Source organism: Chlamydiales bacterium (assembly GCA_016185065.1).
Classification (GTDB): domain Bacteria; phylum Chlamydiota; class Chlamydiia; order Chlamydiales; family Rhabdochlamydiaceae.
Genome location: JACPOL010000007.1, coordinates 26,897 through 48,432, shown reverse-complemented (window position 1 = coordinate 48,432; position 21,536 = coordinate 26,897). Strand labels below are relative to the sequence as shown.

The 21,536-nt window shown below is 50.1% G+C and carries 19 protein-coding genes; 13 read left to right on the top strand and 6 right to left on the bottom strand.

The genetic code is table 11. The annotated features are described in order from the left end of the window. The first annotated feature begins 11 nt into the window (after positions 1–11). The 3 genes from HYX48_03800 to HYX48_03790 all read left to right on the top strand — a co-directional run bounded on the left by HYX48_03800 (position 12) and on the right by HYX48_03790 (position 3,147). Positions 12–1,061, top strand: coding sequence for a DUF2974 domain-containing protein (locus tag HYX48_03800; protein ID MBI2743020.1), 1,050 nt, complete (start codon positions 12–14; stop codon positions 1,059–1,061). Between the two features lie 18 nt (positions 1,062–1,079). Beyond that, the gene (locus HYX48_03795; GenBank protein MBI2743019.1) at positions 1,080–2,387 is read left to right on the top strand and encodes a hypothetical protein; all 1,308 of its coding nucleotides are present in this window, start codon (positions 1,080–1,082) and stop codon (positions 2,385–2,387) included. A 145-nt stretch (positions 2,388–2,532) separates the two neighbouring features. After that, positions 2,533–3,147, top strand: a complete 615-nt coding sequence (locus HYX48_03790) for a hypothetical protein (protein ID MBI2743018.1) — start codon at positions 2,533–2,535, stop codon at positions 3,145–3,147. A 62-nt stretch (positions 3,148–3,209) separates the two neighbouring features. On the opposite strand, the gene HYX48_03785 is transcribed toward HYX48_03790, so the two are convergent. The 4 genes from HYX48_03785 to HYX48_03770 form a co-directional block, all read right to left on the bottom strand. Next, positions 3,210–3,605: a hypothetical protein gene (locus tag HYX48_03785; GenBank protein ID MBI2743017.1), complete on the bottom strand. Its 396-nt coding sequence runs from the start codon at positions 3,603–3,605 to the stop codon at positions 3,210–3,212. Positions 3,606–3,933: 328 nt separating this feature from the next. Beyond that, on the bottom strand, positions 3,934–5,217 hold the full coding sequence (gene eno / locus HYX48_03780) for a phosphopyruvate hydratase (protein MBI2743016.1): 1,284 nt from the start codon (positions 5,215–5,217) through the stop codon (positions 3,934–3,936). 5 nt (positions 5,218–5,222) lie between these two features. After that, positions 5,223–6,335 carry a ribosome small subunit-dependent GTPase A gene (gene rsgA, locus HYX48_03775; protein MBI2743015.1) on the bottom strand — a complete coding sequence of 371 codons (1,113 nt, stop codon included), beginning with the start codon at positions 6,333–6,335 and terminating at the stop codon, positions 5,223–5,225. Continuing rightward, complete coding sequence (locus HYX48_03770) at positions 6,332–7,090, bottom strand: RNA methyltransferase (GenBank protein MBI2743014.1); 759 nt, start codon at positions 7,088–7,090, stop codon at positions 6,332–6,334. The genes rsgA and HYX48_03770 overlap by 4 nt, the downstream gene beginning before the upstream one ends. Here HYX48_03770 and HYX48_03765 point away from each other — a divergent pair. Beyond that, on the top strand, positions 7,089–8,981 hold the full coding sequence (locus HYX48_03765) for a SpoIIE family protein phosphatase (protein ID MBI2743013.1): 1,893 nt from the start codon (positions 7,089–7,091) through the stop codon (positions 8,979–8,981). The two genes, HYX48_03770 and HYX48_03765, sit on opposite strands and share 2 nt — an antisense overlap. A 113-nt stretch (positions 8,982–9,094) precedes the next feature. Here the strand turns inward: HYX48_03765 and HYX48_03760 are convergent, their stop codons facing one another. Then, entirely contained in the window at positions 9,095–10,042 is a 948-nt protein-coding gene (locus HYX48_03760) for a hypothetical protein (GenBank protein MBI2743012.1), read from the bottom strand. After that, the gene (locus HYX48_03755) at positions 10,030–11,271 is read right to left on the bottom strand and encodes a CCA tRNA nucleotidyltransferase (GenBank protein ID MBI2743011.1); all 1,242 of its coding nucleotides are present in this window, start codon (positions 11,269–11,271) and stop codon (positions 10,030–10,032) included. Before HYX48_03755 ends, HYX48_03760 begins: the two co-directional genes overlap by 13 nt. 60 nt (positions 11,272–11,331) lie before the next feature. Between HYX48_03755 and mutL the strand changes: the two genes are divergently transcribed. From mutL to HYX48_03710, 9 genes are all read left to right on the top strand, one after another. Further along, the gene (gene mutL / locus HYX48_03750; protein MBI2743010.1) at positions 11,332–13,083 is read left to right on the top strand and encodes a DNA mismatch repair endonuclease MutL; all 1,752 of its coding nucleotides are present in this window, start codon (positions 11,332–11,334) and stop codon (positions 13,081–13,083) included. Next, positions 13,043–14,116 (top strand): aminopeptidase P family protein, encoded by a 1,074-nt coding sequence (locus tag HYX48_03745; protein ID MBI2743009.1) that lies wholly within the window; start codon positions 13,043–13,045, stop codon positions 14,114–14,116. Before mutL ends, HYX48_03745 begins: the two co-directional genes overlap by 41 nt. Then, a complete protein-coding gene (locus HYX48_03740; GenBank protein MBI2743008.1) occupies positions 14,113–15,549 on the top strand; it encodes an adenylate/guanylate cyclase domain-containing protein in 1,437 nt (478 codons plus the stop codon). Before HYX48_03745 ends, HYX48_03740 begins: the two co-directional genes overlap by 4 nt. Next, a complete protein-coding gene (locus HYX48_03735) occupies positions 15,546–16,631 on the top strand; it encodes an ATP-binding protein (protein MBI2743007.1) in 1,086 nt (361 codons plus the stop codon). Before HYX48_03740 ends, HYX48_03735 begins: the two co-directional genes overlap by 4 nt. A gap of 92 nt (positions 16,632–16,723) precedes the next feature. Next, on the top strand, positions 16,724–17,533 hold the full coding sequence (locus HYX48_03730; GenBank protein ID MBI2743006.1) for a hypothetical protein: 810 nt from the start codon (positions 16,724–16,726) through the stop codon (positions 17,531–17,533). Then, positions 17,530–18,342, top strand: a complete 813-nt coding sequence (locus HYX48_03725) for a hypothetical protein (GenBank protein ID MBI2743005.1) — start codon at positions 17,530–17,532, stop codon at positions 18,340–18,342. Before HYX48_03730 ends, HYX48_03725 begins: the two co-directional genes overlap by 4 nt. 93 nt (positions 18,343–18,435) lie before the next feature. Further along, positions 18,436–18,897 (top strand): helix-turn-helix domain-containing protein, encoded by a 462-nt coding sequence (locus HYX48_03720; protein ID MBI2743004.1) that lies wholly within the window; start codon positions 18,436–18,438, stop codon positions 18,895–18,897. Continuing rightward, entirely contained in the window at positions 18,894–19,517 is a 624-nt protein-coding gene (locus tag HYX48_03715; protein MBI2743003.1) for a mobile mystery protein B, read from the top strand. The genes HYX48_03720 and HYX48_03715 overlap by 4 nt, the downstream gene beginning before the upstream one ends. 422 nt (positions 19,518–19,939) lie before the next feature. Then, positions 19,940–21,532: a hypothetical protein gene (locus tag HYX48_03710; GenBank protein MBI2743002.1), complete on the top strand. Its 1,593-nt coding sequence runs from the start codon at positions 19,940–19,942 to the stop codon at positions 21,530–21,532. Positions 21,533–21,536: the final 4 nt, after the last annotated feature.

Below are 21,536 nucleotides of genomic sequence, written 5' to 3'. Positions count from 1 at the left end.
TTCTTCTTTTTATGGGCCGAACGTTTTTTGGATTCACTGTTGAACAGGGCACAGAAAAACAGGAGAGCTCCTGGCAGGGCACGCTTAGGACCTCCTTTGTAAAAAATCTAGACAAGATGCTCTCCGTGATTTTCGACGAGGCGTCCCGCACTTATGCTGTTTTGCAGACAGCAAAAGCCCAACCATTTGAAAATACGCACCCTGAGCTTCAAAGGTTCAACGCTGAGTGCAACTACTTTTCCGAAGAGCATCCAATTGTAGGAAAAGTGACTGAGGAGGAGAGCGATATCGCCCTCACACAAGAGGCGCTAAACGAGATACATGAGAAGGTAGAAGATCCTTTTCAGCGAGAGATAATGACTGCTGAAGTTGTCACCAAAGTCCTCGCTTATCGAGAGTTGAAAGAGGGACAGATCATTGCGATACCAACCCTTGATGCAAACTCTAAACCCAAGCTCACCTCCTATCTGGTTGATGCAGTACTTGACCTCTGGCACGGCATGCCCGCCTTTGGACTCCTTCCCTATCAAGGCGAGGAGGGGATTCCTATTCTCCTCTTCCGCGGAACGGACTTCTCGCTCGTTACAGAACGCGGCTGGGCTTCTGTGATCAGCGATCTAGAGATTTACGATCCCGGTCTTCGCGCTTTTGAACAGGGAAGAGAGAAGATTCATGAGTGGCTCGAGAAGGCGGAGGCTGTCTGCTGCAAAGCGCGCATCATGGGATTTAGTCTTGGAGGGATTCTCACAGCTTACACCGTTCTCTATGAAGATAAGCTAGTTAACCAAGAGAAGACCTCATTCTCTTTCAATGCGCCTGGCGTCTCACGAGACATTCTCCGTGAGTGGGAGGAGAGAAGAGCTCTTCCAACTCTCACCTCTTTTGTCTCGCAAGGGGATGTGATTCCCAAATATGGCAGGCTGCTTAAAAACACACTTCTCTTTTCGCAAGAGGAGTTCCCAGCGCCTCTTGCAGGGCACACGAATTTAGTTACATTTTCGAATTTTTTTTATTTGCAACCAATTGACATTCTAAGAGAAAATACTACACGCAAGTTTTAATATTCTTTGAAGGAGAATATGAGCGAAGCGTGTACGATTGCCCCTCTATGCTGCCTTCCCCAACAGATTGATTTTCTGCCCCTGGCGCAAGCTCTTGCTCCCGACTCTCTAATTAAACTCCATAGTAGAGACGCAGATGTAAGAGCTCTTACTGAAGGCGAGCTCAATTTTATCGAGAGGGAGATCCTTCCAAGGCTCTTTGCTCAGCTGATAACCTGTCTTGCTCTGCTTAATGCCGCCGGCAATCTCATTCTTTCGGGCGCCTTTTTTCTCTCATATCCAATTCATCTCGTCCTTTCAGATAATAGCGTATGTACAGCGGTCTTTGATAAGGCGATGCAGAATCTCGAGATCAGCGTGCTAGATGCGGCGTCAGGTGTGCGTTTTGTCTACGCTTGGGCGCTTCCTACAGAGATCTTAAACGAAGCTTTCTCAGACACAGAGATCGAACAGAAGCTAGATCCAGTCACAGAAGACCCACCAGCAGCAGCAATTGTCGAGGAGGCTCCAGAAGCTGAACTACCCACCTTTCACGATGGAGATGAGGGCCCAACTTTTCATGTTGCCAGCCCTCCAAGTGAGCCGCAAGATGTGGATCCAGTCCCTCGTATTGCCAGTCCCCCAAGTGAGCTGCAAGATGGTCCCACCTTTCACATCGTTAGCCCTCCAAGCGAGGCGCAGAGTCCGACTTCAGCAGCAGCAGCGGCTGCAGCTCAAGCAGCTATTGAACTCTCCATGCCTATGATCGAGCTCTCTCTTGAGCAGAGCCTGGCTGCGCCTGCAGCCGCAGCTGCAAAGCCAGCTTCTGCGGCTCCTGCAGAAGAGAAGAAAGCTGAAGAAAAAAAGTCAGAGGATCCTTTTGATGCCTATGGGCTTATAGCTTCTGAGAAGGAGCTTGCGGATGTAAAAGAGATGATTACAGATCTTGGCACCAAGAATAAAAAGGCTCTTCTGCTTCAGAAAAAGAGGATGTTAGAGCTCGGGGTGTCAACTGACAAGATGCATACGTTGAGATTTATCCATACAATTCTCAAAAATCCAGACTTAAAAAGGAATCTTCTCTTAGCCACGGGCGACACTTTTAAATGGCTAGGTTTTTATAATGGGGTGGGGTCGGGTACGGATGGGATTAAAGGAGCGCTTCTCAAGCTCGACAAAGAGGGTAAGATCGAACGTTATCTTCCTGGCTTTTATGCGTCTTTAAAAGTAAATGCGGAAGAGGCAAGCGCCTATCTCACTGGCGATAAGATGGACACAGAATTTTTCAGTCGTAATAAAGTGAAGAATTGGGAAGGGTGGCTTAAATTTCTCTTGAGCACAAAGTAACTTTTTCAAGATATATTAATCCAAGCCGTAAACAGGTAGCAAATAGCTTGCTGCAGCTTTGCCAAATCGATTTTGCTTTGCCTCGCTAGCGCTCTTTGTCACCTATTTACGGCTCGGGTTAATAGAAGTAAAAACAGAGGTTATTTTGTTCGATCTACCACCTATTCATATCGCCGCTGCTCCTTCTGCTGAACAAGTTCTCGTTGTTGAGAGAAGATCTTCGGAGGTAGCGCAAACTTTTCCATTTCCCATGGAAGCAGGGAGGATTGAAGAGGGGGCAACTCTTGCCGCTGAGCCTCTTTTTAGTCACGACGCTTTTGCAAAGCTGACCGCTACACCCGACCAGCGCCAGGCGATCTCCGACATGATGACAACGCTTGCGAACACGCCCGTTCTCTTTCTCATGGGCAAGCGCTCCTATCTCAGACAGAAGGGAGAGGAGACGCATGGAGTGAACACGCTAAAATTCCTCGAGATCATCCTCAACGACACCAATCCAAATAAGAAGCAGAACTTAAGACGCTGCCTTCTTGAAATCCGCAGAAGCCACTTCAAGTGGGACGGGTTTTTAAATGGCGAGGGGCCAGGAGATGGAATCGCCGGCGCGCTTAATAAGCTAGCTGATGAGAACAAGTTAAACGAGTATCTTCCCGGCTTCTACAAAGCCGTCAAAGTCGACTCCGCCAAGGCTCAGCCCTTCCTGCTTAAACGCGAGTGGGGCCCTTGGATGGACGTCGTCATGGGCTACAACCCCTCTTAAAATTCTCATATCCTGGCTACTTTAGGATCAGATCCTAATGTAGCCAGGCTCGGGCATAATAATTAAATCATGCGAGGAGTCATCAGGTAGTCGTAGAGATCTTTTTGTGTGATAATCAGAAAGCTTTTATGGAGCTGGCAGGCAGCTTGTGTCGAATCGATGATCTCGGCATCGCCGACGCCGGGCATGCAGATCGCTGTAAGTGGAGAGGGCATCTCGCGCGTACGCAGCATCTTGAGGCCTCGCATATAATCCTGGGTGCTGAAACCCTCTTCTTTTACGCGGAAGAAGATCAGCTCTTTCTCATAGAGCAGCGTCTGAATGGCGAAGGGGATTCCCAAAGTGTCGGAAGGCGGATGTCCTAATACATCGACGAGGTGGGGAAGCGATTTGCACGCGATCGGCGTGCAGTAGTCGCCTTTTTCGGCCTCCCCAAAGAGAAAGATGGTGTGACGCATTGCGCTCCCTTTTCCACTCGTCTGATTCACCGTAATACTAGTAAAAAAAATTTTAAATCCAGCCCAAAATCAACTTTTTAAAAATTTTTTTTACACGAGTGCGCGGAAGAGGAAGAGCCCGCCGAGGAAAACGGACGTTAACGGACATTAATGGACGAGAAACGGACAGGCGGGCAAGAGAGAAAGAGGCAGGTTCGCTCTTTCTTTTCTTCGCGCGTGTCCGTTTTCGTCCATTTCCTGTCCATGCTCGTCCGTTCTCGTCCATTTCTTCTCCGAGCGCGTCTTTTCCTGAGCGGGCCTGGGCTGCGGGCTAGCCCGCAGATCCAGTCTAGTGGCGGTAGCGGGCGGAGGAGCCGAGTTCGGCTTCGATTTCGAGAAGGCGGTTGTACTTGGCAATGCGGTCTGAGCGGGAGAGCGAGCCGGTCTTAATCTGCCCGGCGTTTGTTGCGACGCAGAGGTCTGCAATCGTCGTGTCTTCGGTCTCACCAGATCTGTGAGAGATGACGACACCGTAGCCGCTCTGCTTAGCGAGCTCAATCGCTTCTAAGGTCTCTGTGAGGGTGCCGATCTGGTTAACCTTAATGAGAATGGCGTTTGCAACGCCCATCTCAACTCCCTTTTTAAGGAAGCGGGGATTTGTAACGAAGAGATCGTCACCGACGATCTGCACCTTCTTTCCCAACTTTTCAGTGAGGAGTTTCCATCCGCTCCAGTCGTTCTGATCAAGCGGATCTTCTAACGAATCAATTGGATATTGAGAGAGGAGAGAGCTTAGATAGGCGATCTCTTCTTCAGTGTTGCGCGAGGAGAAGGGCTGGCCTGCCTCCTGCTTCTTCTTCTCGAGATAGCACTTCTTGCTCTTGTCGTAATACTCTGATGCGGCGAGATCGAGTCCAATTGTGACTTCGCTTTTAGGTTTGAAGCCGGCCTTATCGATCGCTTTTAAAATGAAGTCGAGTGCTGCTTCCGTCGAGTGTAGGCGCGGTGCAAAACCACCCTCATCGCCCACGGAGATGACGTGACCCTCTTGTTTAAGAAGAGATTTCAATGTGTGAAAGATCTCTGCTCCCCAGCGCACGGCTTCACTAAATGAGGGAGCGCCAACGGGACGGATCATGAACTCTTGAAAGTCTAAGAAGTTGTCGGCGTGAGCGCCTCCATTCAGGATGTTCATCATCGGGCAGGGGAGGATGTGCGCATTACTCCCGCCGATGTAGCGATAGAGCGGAAGATTAGAGGTTGCGGCCGCTGCCTTTGAAATTGCGAGCGAAACGCCCAGAATGGCATTCGCGCCAAAGTTGGATTTATTCTCGGTGCCATCTGCTTCGATCATCAGCTTATCTAAATGGGCCTGGTCGAAGACGCTCTTTCCAATCAGCAGCTTGGAGATAGGTCCAGTGACATTTGCGACCGCCTTCTTAACCCCTTTGCCGAAGTAGCGGCTCTTATCTTTATCTCGCAGTTCAACGGCTTCATGATCTCCTGTCGAGGCGCCTGAGGGAACGGCAGCCTTCCCGACGATACCTTTTGTTGTTGTAACAAAGACCTCTATCGTGGGATTTCCACGAGAGTCGAGAATCTCAAGAGCGCGGATTGAAGCGATTTCAGACATATCTACTACCTTAAAGTGTGCTCGGATGAGAGATCTTCAATTAAAGCGCAGTAGGAGGCAAAGCGCAAGGGAGAAATCTCGCCGTTTTCCACTGCCGCTTTCACAGCACAAACGGGCTCTTGCCTGTGTGAGCAGTTGAGGAATTTGCACCCAGCGCTCGCCTCTTGAATCTCGGAAAAATGGGATTGGATCTCCTCTTTCGACAGATCCCAAAGGCCAAAGCTCTTGATCCCAGGAGTGTCGATGCAGAAGCCGCCTCCTTCGATAGGAACGAGGTGGGTAGCGCTGGTGGTATGGGCGCCTTTGTTTGTGCGGGCAATCACCTTTCCCACCTCTAGCGAGGTGCCCATGAGGCAGTTGATGAGAGAGGATTTCCCCACTCCGGACTGGCCCGAAAAAACCGAGGTCTTCTGGTGCATCGCGTCCCTCAGTTTCCCTATTCCTTCACCTGTGTGTGTGCTCACAGGAAAGACGGAGATTCCAAGGGCGACATATGTCTGCAAAAAGCGTCTGTAGAGCTCGCGCTCTTTTTCCACGGCAGATGCTGGGATGTTTTCAGGAGGAGTTTCTAGAAGGTCGATCTTATTGACGACGATGATCGGCTCCATCTTGCCTTTGCGCGCTGCGATGATGTAGCGGTCGATCAGCGCAGGTTTAAGCACAGGAAAGACGACCGATGTCGTGATAAGCACCTGATCGATGTTGACTGCGATCAGCTGCTCCTTCTGACGCATGTAGTTGTCGGCGCGGGAAAGAACTGAGCTTCTCTCTTCGATGAAGGCGATAGCTCCCTCCTTTTCGCCCTTCATCTCAAAGTGGACGAAGTCTCCCACTGCGATCAGATTCTTTATGCGCCCCTTCTCTTTTTTAAGAGCTCCCTTCAGCGAACAGGTGATCAGATCCCCTGAGGCATCCACGAGGATTCCTTCTGGGGAGATTGCGAGCACGCGTCCACGCATCAGATTTTCAGGAAGGGCGGCTTGTCTTTTTTTGAGCTGATCCTGGTCGCTCTTTTTGAATTTCGATCGATCTCTCAGAGTAACGCGCTTGCGCTCTTTGCGGTGCTCCTTTCGGTCTTTTGAGTGGTACTCCTCTTCGAATGAGAATCGATCTTTCATTGCTTGGAACCTATGAGGTACATGAGGATGCTTCCAGCTACAGCGACGTTGAGAGACTCCATCTTCTGATCCATCGGGATCGCAACTTTTTTTGATCCCTCCTTGGGGTTGAATCTCACGCCATGAGACTCGCTACCCATGATCAGAATCAGAGGCTCTCTGATCTCCTGCTCTTCCACTCTCTTTCCATCCATATCTGCGATATAGACAGAGAGGCTCTCTTTCTCAATCAGCTCTTGAAGCTCTGCAGAAGAGCCCTCGCAAATCGGAATGTGAAAGGTGGCTCCTTTGGCAGCGCGCAGCGCCTTCTCGTTGAAGGGGTCGGCGCTTCCTTGAACGATAAACGCTCCATCCCAACCGAGCGCAAGCGCGCTTCTAAGAAGGGTTCCCAGATTTCCCGGGTCGGAGATCCCATCAAATGCGAGGATCCGTTTTTTTCCTTTGAGATTTGCAGGCGCAGGCAGGAAGATCTCAGCCGCGTAGGGCTCTGGCTGGTCTACTCCTGAGATTTTTTTTAAGATTCCCGGCGTGACGGAGAAGGTCTCTTCCGCTTTTACAGAGAGAGGCTGTGCCCCCTCTTCTATGATAAAAGTTTTAAAGGAGGTAAGGGCAGAGAGCTCCTGAACGAGCTTTGTACCCACAATAAGAGCCGTATTTACTTCTTTTCTATAGGCCCGACTATTTCTTAATTTGACAAAATGTTTAACAATCGGGTGTTGTAAGCTTGTAATTGCACGCATAATCCAGGTGATCATGGCAGATTCCCGATTCTCAGACAAGAAGGTCGGAAGGCTAAACTTAAAGCCCTCAGGCTCCCTCGCAAGGCGCGTTCTTCTCATCTCCCTCTGCCTAATCGTCTTGCCGCTCGGCATCTACTTTCTCATCGATTTTCAAAATAATTATAAAGAGAGGCTGCGAGATCTTTTTCTCTCTTTGGATGCAATAGGAAGGGGGGAGGAGCGCCTCCTGGAGGAGTTTCTTGAGCTCAAGAAGAAGAACCTGAAAACCTATCCTCTTTTTTTGGATTTTGAGCATCCAAAACCCGAGCTCTCGTCGCAGCTGCAAGAGATCGCAAAACTACAGGGTCTCTCCTCGCTATTTTTATTAACCCCAGATGGCGAATGCGAGTTCTCATCAGATACGCGCATGGTGGGAGGATCGGACCTTCCTGTTTCTCAATTCGACGAGCTAGAAGAGAGAGGGGTCTATGCTTTTTTGGCCGAAAATCCGGTCTCTAAACAGAAAGAAGTTTTTGTGATTGAGCCTCTCATTTCTGCAGATGGAAAGGAGAGGTTTGGAACTCTTATTTTGGGAGTTGATGCGAAAGAACTTCTCGCAAAGATTGGCGGTCTCGCATGGATTCCCTACCCCTTCCACCTCACCCTTCTCAAGCCAGGAGGAGAGCTCTTTCTAAGTAGCGACCCCGCTTTTTCGATGGAGAAGATTGAGCTTCTGCTCCCCAGCGATATCGAAGAGATGGATGAGAAGTTTTTCCAGTTTGCTAAAGCGGAAGAGAAGAGCAACTTTTTTACACTTCTTAAAAATAGAGATCAGAAAATTGGATTGAAGCTGCCTGTGAAAGGAGCCGCTTTTTCTCTTCTGATCGACCTTCCGGAGAAGGCAGCATTCAAAGCGACGAGCGGCCTGCTCTACTACCGCTTTGCTCTAATCGTCCTGTTCACCCTCCTTATCGGTGGCTCCGTGACCTGGTGGCTCATGAGGCGGATGGCGCGTCCGTTAAAAGTGCTCAGGGTTTGTATGGAGCGTGTTGGAGATGGAGATCTCACGATTAGATATGCGCATGATCCTCTTGGATTTGAGATCAATCTTCTAGGAGAGCAGTTCAATGCGATGGTCGATGGAATCGTCCACCATATTGAGGAGGTGAAAAGAGTTAAAATTGGAAAAGAGCTTCTCCTCAGAGAGCTGAAAATTGGCCATGAGATTCAGGAGAGCATCTTCCCCAAAGAGATTCCAAACATCCAAGGCCTAGAAATCGCGACGGGATTTCGCCCCGCAGGTCAGGTAACAGGGGATTTTTACGACCTCTTCCTCGATTCAGAAGGAGATCTTATCGTTATTCTCGGAGATGCTGCAGGCAAGGGAATCCCCGCCTGCCTCTTTGCCTTTCTTCTCCGCAGCATGCTTAGAACAGCTTTCAAGACGATGCGCGCTCCACTCAATCAGATCATCGAAAGTGCAAACAGCCTCTTCTGCCTCGACACAGGAGATTCCGGCTACTTTGCTACCTCTTGGATCGGCAAGATCGATCTAAAAAACCAGCGGCTCCATTTTACTTCATGCGGCCACCATCCTCTGCTTATTTTGCGAAAAAATGGAGAACTTGAAGAGCTCACCACGCCAGGGATCTCTCTTGGTGTTGAGAGCGAGATTAGTGTTGAAGTCTCTTCGACACCCTTTGGCCCTGGGGATCTTCTTCTGATGTTTTCTGATGGTGTAATCGAAGAGCACGATCTGAATCAGCAGCTATTTGGAAAAGAGCGTCTGCGCAAGATCTTAGCCGCCGCGCGCTCGATGAGTGCAAGTCAGCTAATCGACCATGTCATCAACGAAGTCGAAACCTTCAGCACCGGCACCCCTCAGCACGACGACCTCATGCTCCTCGCCATCAAATTCCCCCTCTAACAGAGAAGAGCGCAGCCCGCCCGGGAAAAAGGACGTTAATGGACATTAATGGACGAGGAACGGACAGGAAATGGACAGGCGGGCAAGAGAGAGGGAAAGAATTCTTTCTCTCTTCAGCGCGTGTCCATTTCCGTCCATTTCTTGTCCGTTTCTCGTCCATTGATGTCCATTTCTTCTCCGAGCGCTCTTCTTCTTCCGAGCGCTTTTTTCCCCAGGTGGGTGTCGAGGGAGGGGAGGAGCTCAGGGTAGTTGTTCTGCAGCCAGGTTTTTAGGCTAGCAGTGATTCCTTCAAGATCGTTCTTGTAGAGATCGGAGCCGATGAGAGAGGGCTCAATGCGCATCTTGCCCACATCGATCTGGCAGGCTCTACCTTCGATGAAGCCGAAGTTTTTCCGTAGGATCGGATCGTTCTCGACAACTCCGCTCTCTCCAAATTTTTTTAACAGAGAGAAGAGGGATGCGAGCGCCTCTTCCGCTCCTGCAAGATCATTTTGCTGCTTAAAAGCTGCAAGGTGTGGATAGATCAGCTCCGCTCTTTTTTGCAGGACGAATGCTGTTCTATCCAGCGGAATGAGATGCTCATCGCCCTGCTTGTCAAACAGCTTTACTTGCAGATTCAATTCATTTGTTGGAAGTAGATGCACGTAGAGAAGGCCGGTATCCTCTCTAAACTTTCTGAATGCGGTATTTGTGCTTGCAATTGTTCGCTGGTACTTCTTCTGCTTCGCTAAGTGAAGTGCTCTCCACGGACCGAAGGGAAGATAGGCTAAAAAAGAGGAGGGCTCATAGATGTGCTGCTTATAAAACTTGAGTACATACTTCTGATCTTCGCTTAAAAAGACCCAAGCTTGCGAGCCCTTGCCTAGATAGGTGAAGTGTTGCGTTAAGATCTCTTTTGGGAAGTGTTGATCTGCCGGGACGGATGCGTAAGAAGCTGGTATCTCGATCTTACTGAAAAAAGATCTTCCTCCGATTCTGTGAAAAGAGTGGTCGACCCAGCGGAAGAGGCCGATTGCAAGTGCAACAAGAAGAAGGATGCGTAGACGTTTCACCATGGCCATAGAGGATTTTTTCTCATGCGCTCGATGATAAGCAGGGGATCTTCTATTCCCTCGTTGATGTTGATTCTCTCGCACTCTTTTAGAAGAAGGCCCATGTGTCTTCCGGGGGCGACACCCGCAGTTTTAAGATGGTGAGCGCGGACGAGAGGTTTCTGCTTGCGTATGCGTTCAAGTGCAGGCTGCATCGCCTCCATCTGCTTAAGATGGGCTTCTAAAAAATGCTCCCGCTTCTCTTCCGGGTAGCGTGCGGCAACAATTCTGAGGCAGAGCTCAGAAAGAGGATTTGCGTAGTAGCGCGCCCATTCAACCTTTTCAAGGTTTTTCTGCCACTCTTCGGGCATCTGGAAGAGCGTTTTGGAGTGGTGTAGGAAGCTGACGATCTCCCTCTCTTGATTTGAGAGTTTCAGATAGTCGCAGAGGTCGAGATGCTGTTCGAGGGTAAGATCGGGGAAGAGCTCTAGGAGCTCTGCGATGGCAGGAGCATCTTTGGGGAAGTGCTTGATCGGCTCTGCTCGTCTTTCGATCTCTTCTGCAGAGACCTCTTTTAGCTTATGAAAAATAGTCGGAAGAAGGCCGAGTTTATGGAGTGTCACAAGTCCGGAATCGAAGTGGGCGAACTGAGACATCTTCTTAAACTCTTGCCAGATTCTCTCCATGGCAACAGCGGGGAGAAGGGAGGCTGCGTGCAGTTTAATTGCTTTTACAGTCTCTTCATCGATGGGAAAGTCGAAACGCGTCGAGTAGCGCACGGCGCGCATCATGCGCAGGCGATCTTCTAAAAAGCGCTCTTCGGGACTGCCTATCGCGCGGATCACACGCTTCTGGATGTCCTTCTGTCCCTCGACGTAGTCGAGCAGCTTCTCATTGATCGGATCGTAGAACATGCCGTTTACAGTGAAGTCTCTTCTCTGAGCGTCCTCTTCGGCCGAGGCCGGTTCGATGCCTGTTGGCCGTCTTCCATCGACATAGTTTCTGTCCTTTCGAAAGGTGGCCACCTCAAAGTGGAAGTTCTCTTCTACGACGATGACGATGCCGAAGGCGACGCCTACGGGGATCGTCTTGGGAAAGAGGGCTTGCACCTCCTCGACAGATGCGCTCGTTGCGATGTCGATATCATCGGAGGGGCGCTGCATGAGAAAGTCGCGGACCCAGCCGCCAGCGAAGTAGGCGGTGAAACCGGCGGCTACAAGTTTTTTTACTACGTTCGTTGCGGCTGTGCGTGCTGGCATTTTCCGATGTGACAATTCTCGAGTTATGGACTATGATCAGAAGTAGTGAGTGTACAATCGATGACAGGCAAGATTCAACTCCTTTCCGAGCTTACCATCAATCAGATCGCAGCGGGCGAGGTGATTGAAAACCCCGCGTCGGCTCTTAAAGAGCTAGTAGAGAACGCGATCGATGCCGGCGCGCGCAAGGTAACAATCGAAGTGATGGGCGGCGGACTCCAGCTAATTCGCATCAGCGATGATGGGTGCGGCATGGATAAAAACGACGCCTTCCGCGCCTTTGAACGGTTTGCAACCTCAAAAATCCGCGAGCTTGACGACCTCTCTCTTCTTTCAACGATGGGCTTTCGAGGAGAGGCCCTTGCCGCCATCTCCTCAATTTCAAAGATTTCTTTACGCACTAGTGCAGAAAATGAGGTGGGAACCGCAATTGAGATCGAGGCGGGGAAGATCGTCCATTCTGCTCCCTGTGGCCGCACGCGTGGCACGACAATCGAAGTGCGCTCTCTCTTCTACAACGTCCCCGCGCGAAGAAAGTTCCAGAAATCTCCATCCGCTTGCGCTGCCGATATCACACGGACCGCTTCTCTCCTTGCGCTTGCACACCCCGAAGTTGCTTTTGAACTCATCTCGCAAGAGAGGCTCGTCTTCTCATCGCCCTCCTCGATGAGCCCAGGCCGCACCGATCGCATTCAAGATATTTTGGGAGAGGGCTTTCTCACAGATAGCCTCTCTCTCGAAATGAGTGAGGGCGGCATCAAGCTAAGCGGTCTTATCGGCCAGCCGCTGCAGAGCAGGCCAAATCGCACAGGGCAGTACCTCTTTATTAACGAGCGACCCGTCTACTCTCCCCAGATCTCCTATGCGGTAAAAGATGGGTATGGAACGCGGCTTCCCTCCGACCGCTACCCGATTTTTGTCCTCTACCTTCACATACCCCCGGACCAGCTCGATGTGAATGTCCATCCGCAGAAGAAAGAGGTGAGAATCCACGATGAGAGACGCGTGAAGGCGCTCATTCAGCAAGCCGTCTCCTCGAGTCTGCAGAAACACGAACTCCCCAACATGCCGGTTATCGGTTCCGCTCCAGATTTTTCTCAGAGTTTGCCATGGGAGAGTGAAACGCCCTCTTTTTCTAATTTCTCCGAAGCCCCTGTTTTCCGCTTTGCAGAGAGTTCAAGCTCCAGTTCAGAACTCGCTCTTCTACCAGAGAGCTCAGACTCCCCAAAACCAATTGGACTCTTCTCTCGCTACCTCCTTCTAGATAGCCAGTCGCTTCCCAGATTTACCGAAGAGGGGATCGTCATGGTCGATCTCTCTCTTGTACGCAGCCGTCTAATCTTCGACGCTCTTCTTTCTAGCGACAGAAGCGAGAAGGTCGGATCGCAAGGCCTGCTCCTCCCTCTTACTTTCGAATTTACAACGGCCCACTCCTCACTTCTCGAGGAGAACATCGGAGAGATCCAGAAGATGAGTATCGGCATTCACTCTTTGGGGAAGAATGTTTTTATCATCGACTCTCTTCCCTCTTTTCTTCCGGAGGAGAGAGTTAAAGATTTTCTGCTTCTTATTGTCGATGAACTTGCAGATGCAGGCCCAGCACGAGATAAGAGGAGTGAGAGGCTTGCTCTGATCGCCGCCCGCGCAGCAGCTTCGGAGAAGAAGAGCTTCTCGCAGCGCGAGGCCCTGCTGCTTTTTGAAGAGCTGATGAGGAGCTCTTCGCCCTATTTTTGTCCTTATGGAAAACCCACTATGATCCAGGTGACATCTGATGAAATTACCAAGCTCTTTGCTGCTAAAAAAGCGCCTTAAAGCCCTTATAGACAAACTTCAAAAGGAGAAGGTCGATGGGTGCATCGTCGAATCTCCTGTCGACCTCCACTATCTCACAGGTCTATCTCTTTCTCTTGGCACTCTCTGCATTTTCAAAGGAGAGAGCTGCCTCTTTGTCGATGGAAGATACATTCAGACTGCAAAAGAGAAGAGCCCGGTAGCTGTCGAGATGTTAGAAGGGAAGAACTTGCACTCCTTTTTACAGAGGTGCGCGCCCAAAAATATCGCATTCGACGCCGAGACAACCACCTATGCAGAGTTTGAAAAACTGGGGAGCCGCTTTCCAAAAGTTAAACTCACTCCCTATCCTGGGCTGCTCAAAGAGCTGCGCCTCATCAAAGATAGCTTCGAGCTAGATGCAATGCGCAGGAGCGCAGCGCTGCTCTGGAAGGGCTACCGCTATCTCCAGAAGAGAGTAAGAAAGGGTGTTTCCGAGATAGAGCTTGCGCGCGAGTTTGAATTCTTCTGCAGAGAAAATGGCGCCGAGAAGCTCTCGTTCGATCCGATCATCGCATTTGGAAAAAATAGCGCCATGCCCCACTACCGCGCAGGAGAGACCCTCTTGAAGAGCGGCGACATCGTGCTAATCGACATCGGCGTTCAGGTCGACTCCTACTGCTCCGACATGACGCGCACACTCTTTTTCGGCACTCCAGATCCCAAACTGAAGAAGTGGCAAGCTATTGTCAAAGAGTCGCATGATGCAGCTCTTAAAATTTGCAAGGCTGGTGTTAGAGCTGGCGCGCTTGACGAGGCAGCACGAGAGGTCATGAAGAGAGAGGGAGTCGAAGAGTACTACCTCCATAGTCTAGGACATGGCGTTGGGCTTGAGATACACGAGTACCCCCGTTTGAAATCCACTGGCGTCGACAAAGACCTTCTGCTAAAGCCGGGAATGGTGATCACAGTTGAACCCGGCCTCTATCTTTCTGGAAAGGGGGGGATCCGTTACGAGGATACAATTATTGTTACGAAGAGTGGCTATGAGAACCTCTACCCGGAGGAGAAGTGAAGATTAGAGAGAAGCTATTTCTCTGGATCGGAGGTCTCTTTTTTCTCGTTTTTTTCGCCTCCTTCTTTTTCGAGAATAGAGCCACCTCAAAGATTCTTCTGAAAGCTGAGAAAAACCTTCGCGCTGAGATCTTACAAATCGATGAGGCGAAGCGGAAGGGTTACGAAAAATTTCTCTCCGTAAGGCTACATGAGGAGCTCTTTGACGCTGCAAATCCCTCCCAGGCTATCCTAGAAAAGATGATGCGCGAGCTCTCCCTTTCAACTGGAGAGGCCGCTCTTTTGATTGAAGAGGGGTGTCCTCTTCTCTTTTACACACCGGAGGGTGTCCAAGCGCCTATTCCTCCCATTAGTTCGCAAGAGACTGCTCTTTTCCAAGAGAAGAGCACAGGCATCATCACATTCGAGGGAAAGAGCTACGTCTTTTTGCGCTTCCAACCCATAAAAGAGAGGAATCTCTTCTTCTTTATCTTCAATCTCGAAGCGAAGGAGTTTGCCATCATCAATCAGATCGATGTCGGCACAAAAGAGGTGCTGTACACGATCTCTTTTCAGATGAGAATGATCGCAATCGCAGCTCTTGGGCTTGTTCTACTTCTCTTGCATAACTTCTCCCGTCGCATGACAAGGCCGATCGTCATGCTTGCAGAAGCTGCACAATCTGTGGAAAAGGGAAAGCTCGAAGGGATCACCATCCCCCATTTTCCTCCGAATCGAACAGATGAGATTGCCACTCTCTGCGAAGCCTTTGGAAAGATGGTCAGCGGCCTCCAAGAGAAGGAGAAGGTCAAAGGAGTATTGAACAAGGTCGTCTCTCCAGAAATTGCGCGCGAGATTCTGAAGGGCACTGTCCATCTCGGCGGAGAGGAGCGGGTCATCACTGTGCTTTTTGCCGATATTCGCCACTTCACCCACCTTTCGCAGAACATGACTCCCAAAGAGGTGATCGAGATGCTCAACGTCTGCATGACCCGCGTCTCCCATGTCATCGATGAGTTTGGCGGCGTGATCGACAAGTATGTGGGCGATGAGGTGATGGCCCTCTTCGGAGCGCCGATTGAGCGAGAAGATAGCCCCTTAAGCGCCATTCGCTGCTCTCTTGCAATCGTTGAAGAGCTAAAGCGCTGGAACGAGGAGCGCGCTGTGAAAGGGCTTCCCAAAATCGAAATGGGAATTGGACTGCACACAGGCAACGTTTTAGCGGGCAATATGGGTGCAGAGAACCGGTTAAACTACACCGTTCTCGGCAGAAACGTAAACCTCGCCGCACGCCTCTGTAGCGCAGCAGAAGGGATGCAGATCCTAATCTCCAAGCAGACCCTCGAAGCCGACGACGTCAGCGCACACATCGCAGTTCAAGAGCTCCCCCCAATGCAGTTCAAAGGCTTCGACGGCGAGATCAAAGTCTACGCCGTGAAAGGAGAGAAGGCTTGATTTCTGCACCGATTTTCTTTGCCTTTACTGGAATGCTGCTTGTAGTGATTTTTCAGTATAAGAGAATCAAGAGGGAGCAGAGAGAGCGTGCTCTGATGCTCGAGTCTCTCGAAGAGGGAGTTCTCTCTCTGGATGTTAAACTCACCGTTCTCGCTGCAAACTATAGCGCCAGCAGAATGCTCTCCATTTCAAAGAAAGATCTCGTTGGAGAGCCTCTAAATAACACGAGCGAGCTGCTCAAGAAGGGGAGATCTCTTCTTGAAGAGTGCATGAGAAGAGAACGGGTTCTTACCGATTCCTATTCAGACCGCAAAATCTACTTCGACCTCATCGCAGTTCCCAAAAAAAACTCATCCGGTGCTCTACTCGTTTTGCAGAACAAATCGGACCATCACAAAGTTTTAGAGATTGGAAAAGAGTTTATCACCAACGCCTCGCATGAGCTTAGAACGCCGATCACCATCATCAAAGGATTTACAGAGACGCTCCAAGATATGCCCGAGCTTCCGCGCGAGGTCGTCAGCGAGATTACGCAGAAGATTCTCCGCAGCTGCCAGAGGATGGACCTCCTCGTTAAAAACCTCCTCACACTCGCAGATCTGGAGAACCTTCCCGCCCTGCGCCTCCAAGAGTGCGACATCGTCGCCCTCCTTGAAAATTGCGCGCAGCTGCTTCTTACAGCGCATCCCACTGTGCGCATTCAGATCGAGAAGAAGAGTGGCTTCACCAGCACACTCGCAGATCCCGATATTCTCGAACTCGCCCTCATGAACCTCCTCGAGAACGCAGTGAAGTACTCTTACCCTCCTGCACAGATTCAAGTTAACGTCGAGAGAAGCAGAAACCAGGTGAAGCTCTCCATCAGCGATCAAGGCCTCGGGATCCCCCCCGAGAGCATCAGCCGCATCTTCTCTCGATTCTATACCGTAGATAAAGCCCGCTCCAAACACCTCGGCGGCGCAGGCCTCGGCCTCTCCATCGTCAAGACGATCATCGAGAAACACGAGGGCGAGATCAGCGTCACCTCCGAACTCGGCAAGGGCACCACCTTCACCCTCCTTCTCCCCTCTTCCCCTTTCTAACGAATTTTTCTCGAGCCACTTGGACTTACGCAGCAAGACAATTGCCACTTGTTTGTCACTCGTGTTAATAGTGGGGAAAGGTGAGGGAGAGAGTGCTGTCTTGGAGAGCGGAAGATCTGGTTGAGGGAGATGGGGTCATCATCAGCTGCGGACAAGCTGAAGAGTGGATGCTGCCCTGGTGGTGGCTAAACTACCGCATTCACAATAGTTTTCCTGTGACCTTTGTCGACATGGGCCTCTCGCCAGAGGGGCGCAGCTGGTGTAAAGAGAGGGGAGAGCTGCTTTCCTTCGTGGCGCAAGAGCTTACCGTTTCAGGCAGAGAGAGGGTCGATCCTGCGCATGCGCTCATCTGGGAGAGTCTGGCAGGAGAGAAGATCTGGAAGCTTAGAGAGGGCTGGTTTAAGAGGGCTTTTCTACTTTTGAAGTCGCCCTACAAGCGCACCCTCTGGGTTGCACCCTCTTGTCAGATCCGAGGTCCCCTCGATGAGATATTTCCTCTCTGTGAAAACAAGAGTGGAGCCTCCCTCTCGTACGAAAAAGAGGAGAGTCTTGCCCTTCAAAAAGAGAGGGGGATTCTCCGTCCGGATGAGAAGCTCTGCAAGATCAACGTGCTCGTCTTTAAGCGCGGCTCTCCTCTCATTCTGGAGTGGGCAGATAGATGCCAAAAAGAGAACCACCGCTTTTTAGCTGAACCCTTCGTGCTCGCACATCTCATGGAAGGCAGCAGTGAGAGCCCGCTGCCTGAGATCTACAACTGGCAGGTGAGCCGTGGTGCAAATCCCCAAGCACGCATTAATGATTACGGAGACGCACAAGGGACCCAGAAGATCGCAAAGCAGATCAGCAAGCTCACAGAAAATATGCTCCTCAACCTCTCCGTGAGTTCATTTAATTACCAATGAAACAGAACAAGTTGAACGAAAACCTGTGGAGACGCGAAGGGCTAAAGAAGGGGCAAGATGGCGTGATAGTCGGCTGCACGCACAGACAGGAGTGGATCCTTCCCTGGTGGTGGATGCACTACCACTTCTACAACTCGCTTCCTGTCACCTTTGTCGATTTTGGGATGAGTGAGAAAGCCAAAAACTGGTGCAAGAAGAGAGGCGAGCTCGTCGCGCTTGAAGCTACAGATAGCCTCATCCTTCCCAAGGAGAAGGTCGATCCTAAGCTTGCTACTGCTTGGGAGACCCTATATCCTGACTTCTGGCAGCATCGACCCGGCTGGTTCAGCAAGCCCTTTGCCTTTCTTAAAACGCCTTATGAACGCACCATCTGGGTCGATCTCGACTGCCAGGTGCGCACCTCTCTTTCAGAGCTCTTTGACAAGTGTGAAAACCCCGCCATGATCGCACTCGCCCGAGACCCCTACCAGTATGAAGGAAGAAAAGAGGCGTTCGCACTGCCAGATGAGATCACCTTCAATTCGGGCTTTGTAGTCTACAAGCACGGCTCGCCCATCATCACCCAATGGGCCGAGTGGACTGCAACCAGAAATGCGGAGTTTTTTGGCGACCAGAACATACTCTCCAGAGCCCTGCATGAGAAGAAGCTCGCATTTCAAGAGCTGCCCATCACTTACAACTGGCTCCTCGTGCTGGGCGATAAGGCCGCCGCTCGCATCCGCCACTTTGGCGGCCCCCAGGGCAAAGCCCAGATCAAAGAGGAGATCAACGCCCTTAACGACCTCTTCCTCTTCAACCTCACCCTCTAAACATCAAATATTTTCTATAAATATGCTCTATATGCATAAAATTCATTGAATTTTATAGCTGTAATGCATAACTTTTAATAAAGAGTAGGTTAAATGAAGCAAGGTTCAGCATCGGAAATTCTTCTAGTAGAAGAAGTTACGCAGGTGGCACGTGGGATTATCGCTGCTGCCCGTGGGCTTCCAATAGGAATGCTCGTAAAAATCATTCGGACGCAGTTGGGCATGCCGCAAAAGATTCTTGCAAAACGGTCGGGAGCCCCTCAGTCTACAATTTCCAGATTAGAAAAGGGTCGGCTGAGTGTAAGCATTCCGACTTTAGAGAAAATTTGTGCAGCACTCTCCTGCGATCTTGTCATCGCGCCTTCATTGCAAGATTCGATCGAAACTATTCGACGCAAACAAGCAAAAAAGGTGGCAGCCGCTCGTATTCGTTATCTTAAGGGCACAATGAATTTGGAAGAACAACAACCCGACTCCCGTTTTCTTGAGGAGCTCTTAAAACAAGAAGAAAATCGCCTCTTAGCAGGGCCTAATTACAAGCTGTGGGAAGAATGATTAAACATTTTGCATTTCCTGAAGGAGCAACTCCGATAGCAGATTGTAGTGGTCTTATCCCCAGTTGGGTTCATAACATACATGATTTGAATAGGGTGGAAGCCGAGAATATATTGAAGGCACAGAGGAAATATCTAAAACCTCCAGTTGATGATCCGAAAAACTGGTTTCAAGTTGATAAGCTGAGAGCGATCCATCGAGATATGTTTGGAGAAGTCTGGGAATGGGCGGGCTGCTATAGAAAATCGATCACCTCGATTGGGATTGCGCCGAATCAGATTCCAGCACAACTTGCAGCATTAAGTTTTGAAGTCATTTCCTGGTCCGAGTCACCGGTAGATCTTACGTTTATAGAGATGGCAGCGAGGGTCCATCACCGATTAGTCTTAATACACCCCTTTGAGAATGGGAATGGGAGGTTTTCACGGCTAATTGCAGACCGCTTTCTCATCGCATGCAAATGTGCTCACCCTGTTTGGCCTAATCAACTAAATGAAAAAGGGGTGATCCGCAAGGATTATATCCAGACTTTAAAAAATGCAGATAGAGGCGACTACGCGCCTCTGATTGAATTCATGAAACAGCTCGGTGCCGAGTTATCCGAAAGCGCAATCTTATAGATTTTCTGTAGACCTCTTCCTCTAGCATCGAAGCTTTTCTGTAACTCCGATTGGGAAGTGCCCGCTTAAGAGAATGGACATTAATGGACGAAAAACGGACATCAATGGACAGGAAATGGACAGGCGGGCAAGAGAGAAGGAAAGAATTCTTTCTCTCTTAAGCGCGTGTCCGTTTTCGTCCATTTCCTGTCCATTGATGTCCGTTTTTTGTCCTTTTCTTTTCCGAGCGCTCCCAGCGCGCACTCCAAAAAGAGAGGCTTTAAATAATTAATTGTCGCGCTTCTAGAGAAGAGTCGCCTTAGCTAATCAAAGAAAATTTTTATTATTTAGTATTTAGGAATTAAAATTTCTTTAGGGGTGGAAATACTTAAATCTAATTAGTTTTTTTGGTAAAATACTTAGAAAATTATTAGGTGCATCCAATGGCTGCAACAGTAGCTTCTCGTCCCCATCCTATGCAAGATGTTGAGGGTGTGCTGCCGCACATCTTGAGCTTCTGCACAGGGGATAAGTCTCTTTCTCTAGTCAGCCACGCCTTTCGCGCTAGCAATCCATACGCCATGGTTGCTGAGGGGCGAAGGATCCTCATGATGGGTGCTGACTATGAAGCGCAGATGGTGCTACAGAGCAGGCGCTTCATGAATGCGGGAGAATCTCTAGAGCAAGCTTTAGAGCGCTTGCGTTCTGAAAATGCTAGTCATGTACTTATAATGCACCACCTCTTTTCAATGGAAGAACGGGAGGTTGTATCTCGCATTCTTGTAGGGTTTCCTACGGAAGAGCTTCCTACGGATACTAGAACGCTAGTTTTCTTTGGAGAGTTGGACGAAGCTTTTCGCGTCCTTTATGCACCACGGGTCAGTGCGGATGATAGGCCAGAACGCATGGCTCAAAAGGAGGCGCTTAAGCAGGTATTTGCGAAATTCAACTACAGAGAGAGCTTGCGCCAGCGCGCAGAGCAGGTGTTTCGGGGGCGCTTAAACTTGGATGTAGAAGCTCCTCACACACAGAGTGCGGCCTGCTTAAGAGAGCTCCACCAAAATCAACGAGATAGAATCTCTGTTCATGGAAGGCTGTTTGCGGATTTTGTCACTAGTACAAGGGCGCACCAGAACTCATTTAGTGCAGAGAGGTTTGTGGCGCAGGAGGGGCAGTGCCGTGCGCTAGAGTCAGAAGAAGATCTCGCGCTCGTAAATCTTTGGAATCGATTAAGAGAGACGTATTCAGCGCACTTTCCAGCCGAAGTAGAACGGCGTGCTCCAGAGATAAGAGAGTGGCTGAACGATCCCGCGAATGAGGCCGCGCTCGGGCAGGTCAAGATCTTGTGGCTAGTTGACTACGCCCTTCTTCCTCCCGAGATTGGGAAATTTAGAAACTTAACCCATCTCTCTTTCAATCCCCGCTATGGTAGCGGCATACACTTGAGAGCTCTTCCTGACGAGATTACAAACCTTACAAAGCTTGCTCATCTAACAATTCGCGGCCCGGATTTTGAGACAGTTCCAGAGGTGTTAAGCAGGGTTCGTGCAACCGTAGAAATTCGAGACAACCAGAGGCGTGCCATTCTGCCCGAGTCTGTCGCTCTCCAGCATCGCACCGGCATGTGGGCGCATGTGGATGAACTCTTGTGGGCAATGAGTGGCCGCGAGAGAGCTGGGAGTAATCTGGAATTTAGCCTTTTTATGGGCATGAGACGAGAGGAGCTCTCCGAGATCCCTTTCTTTCTCTGGTTTAGAGAGACCTTTTCTGTTCCATACCTCTACCAGTTAAACCCTCTTCAGGATCGCTCAACAGCTGCAATCGCAACGTACATTCAGGGACTAGATCTTCCTGGTCCAGTCTCTGCTCTATTAGAAGCTCTTGGCTACATGTTAGTAATGTATGCTCAGTTCGCTTACAACGCGCTGATCTGCATTCCCACCTTCCTCCTTAACCTGCTGCTCGATTACACCGTTCAGCCCCTCGTAACCTACTGCAGAAGCCTGCTCGGCTACAGCCCGATGGTGCGTCTATGACCGG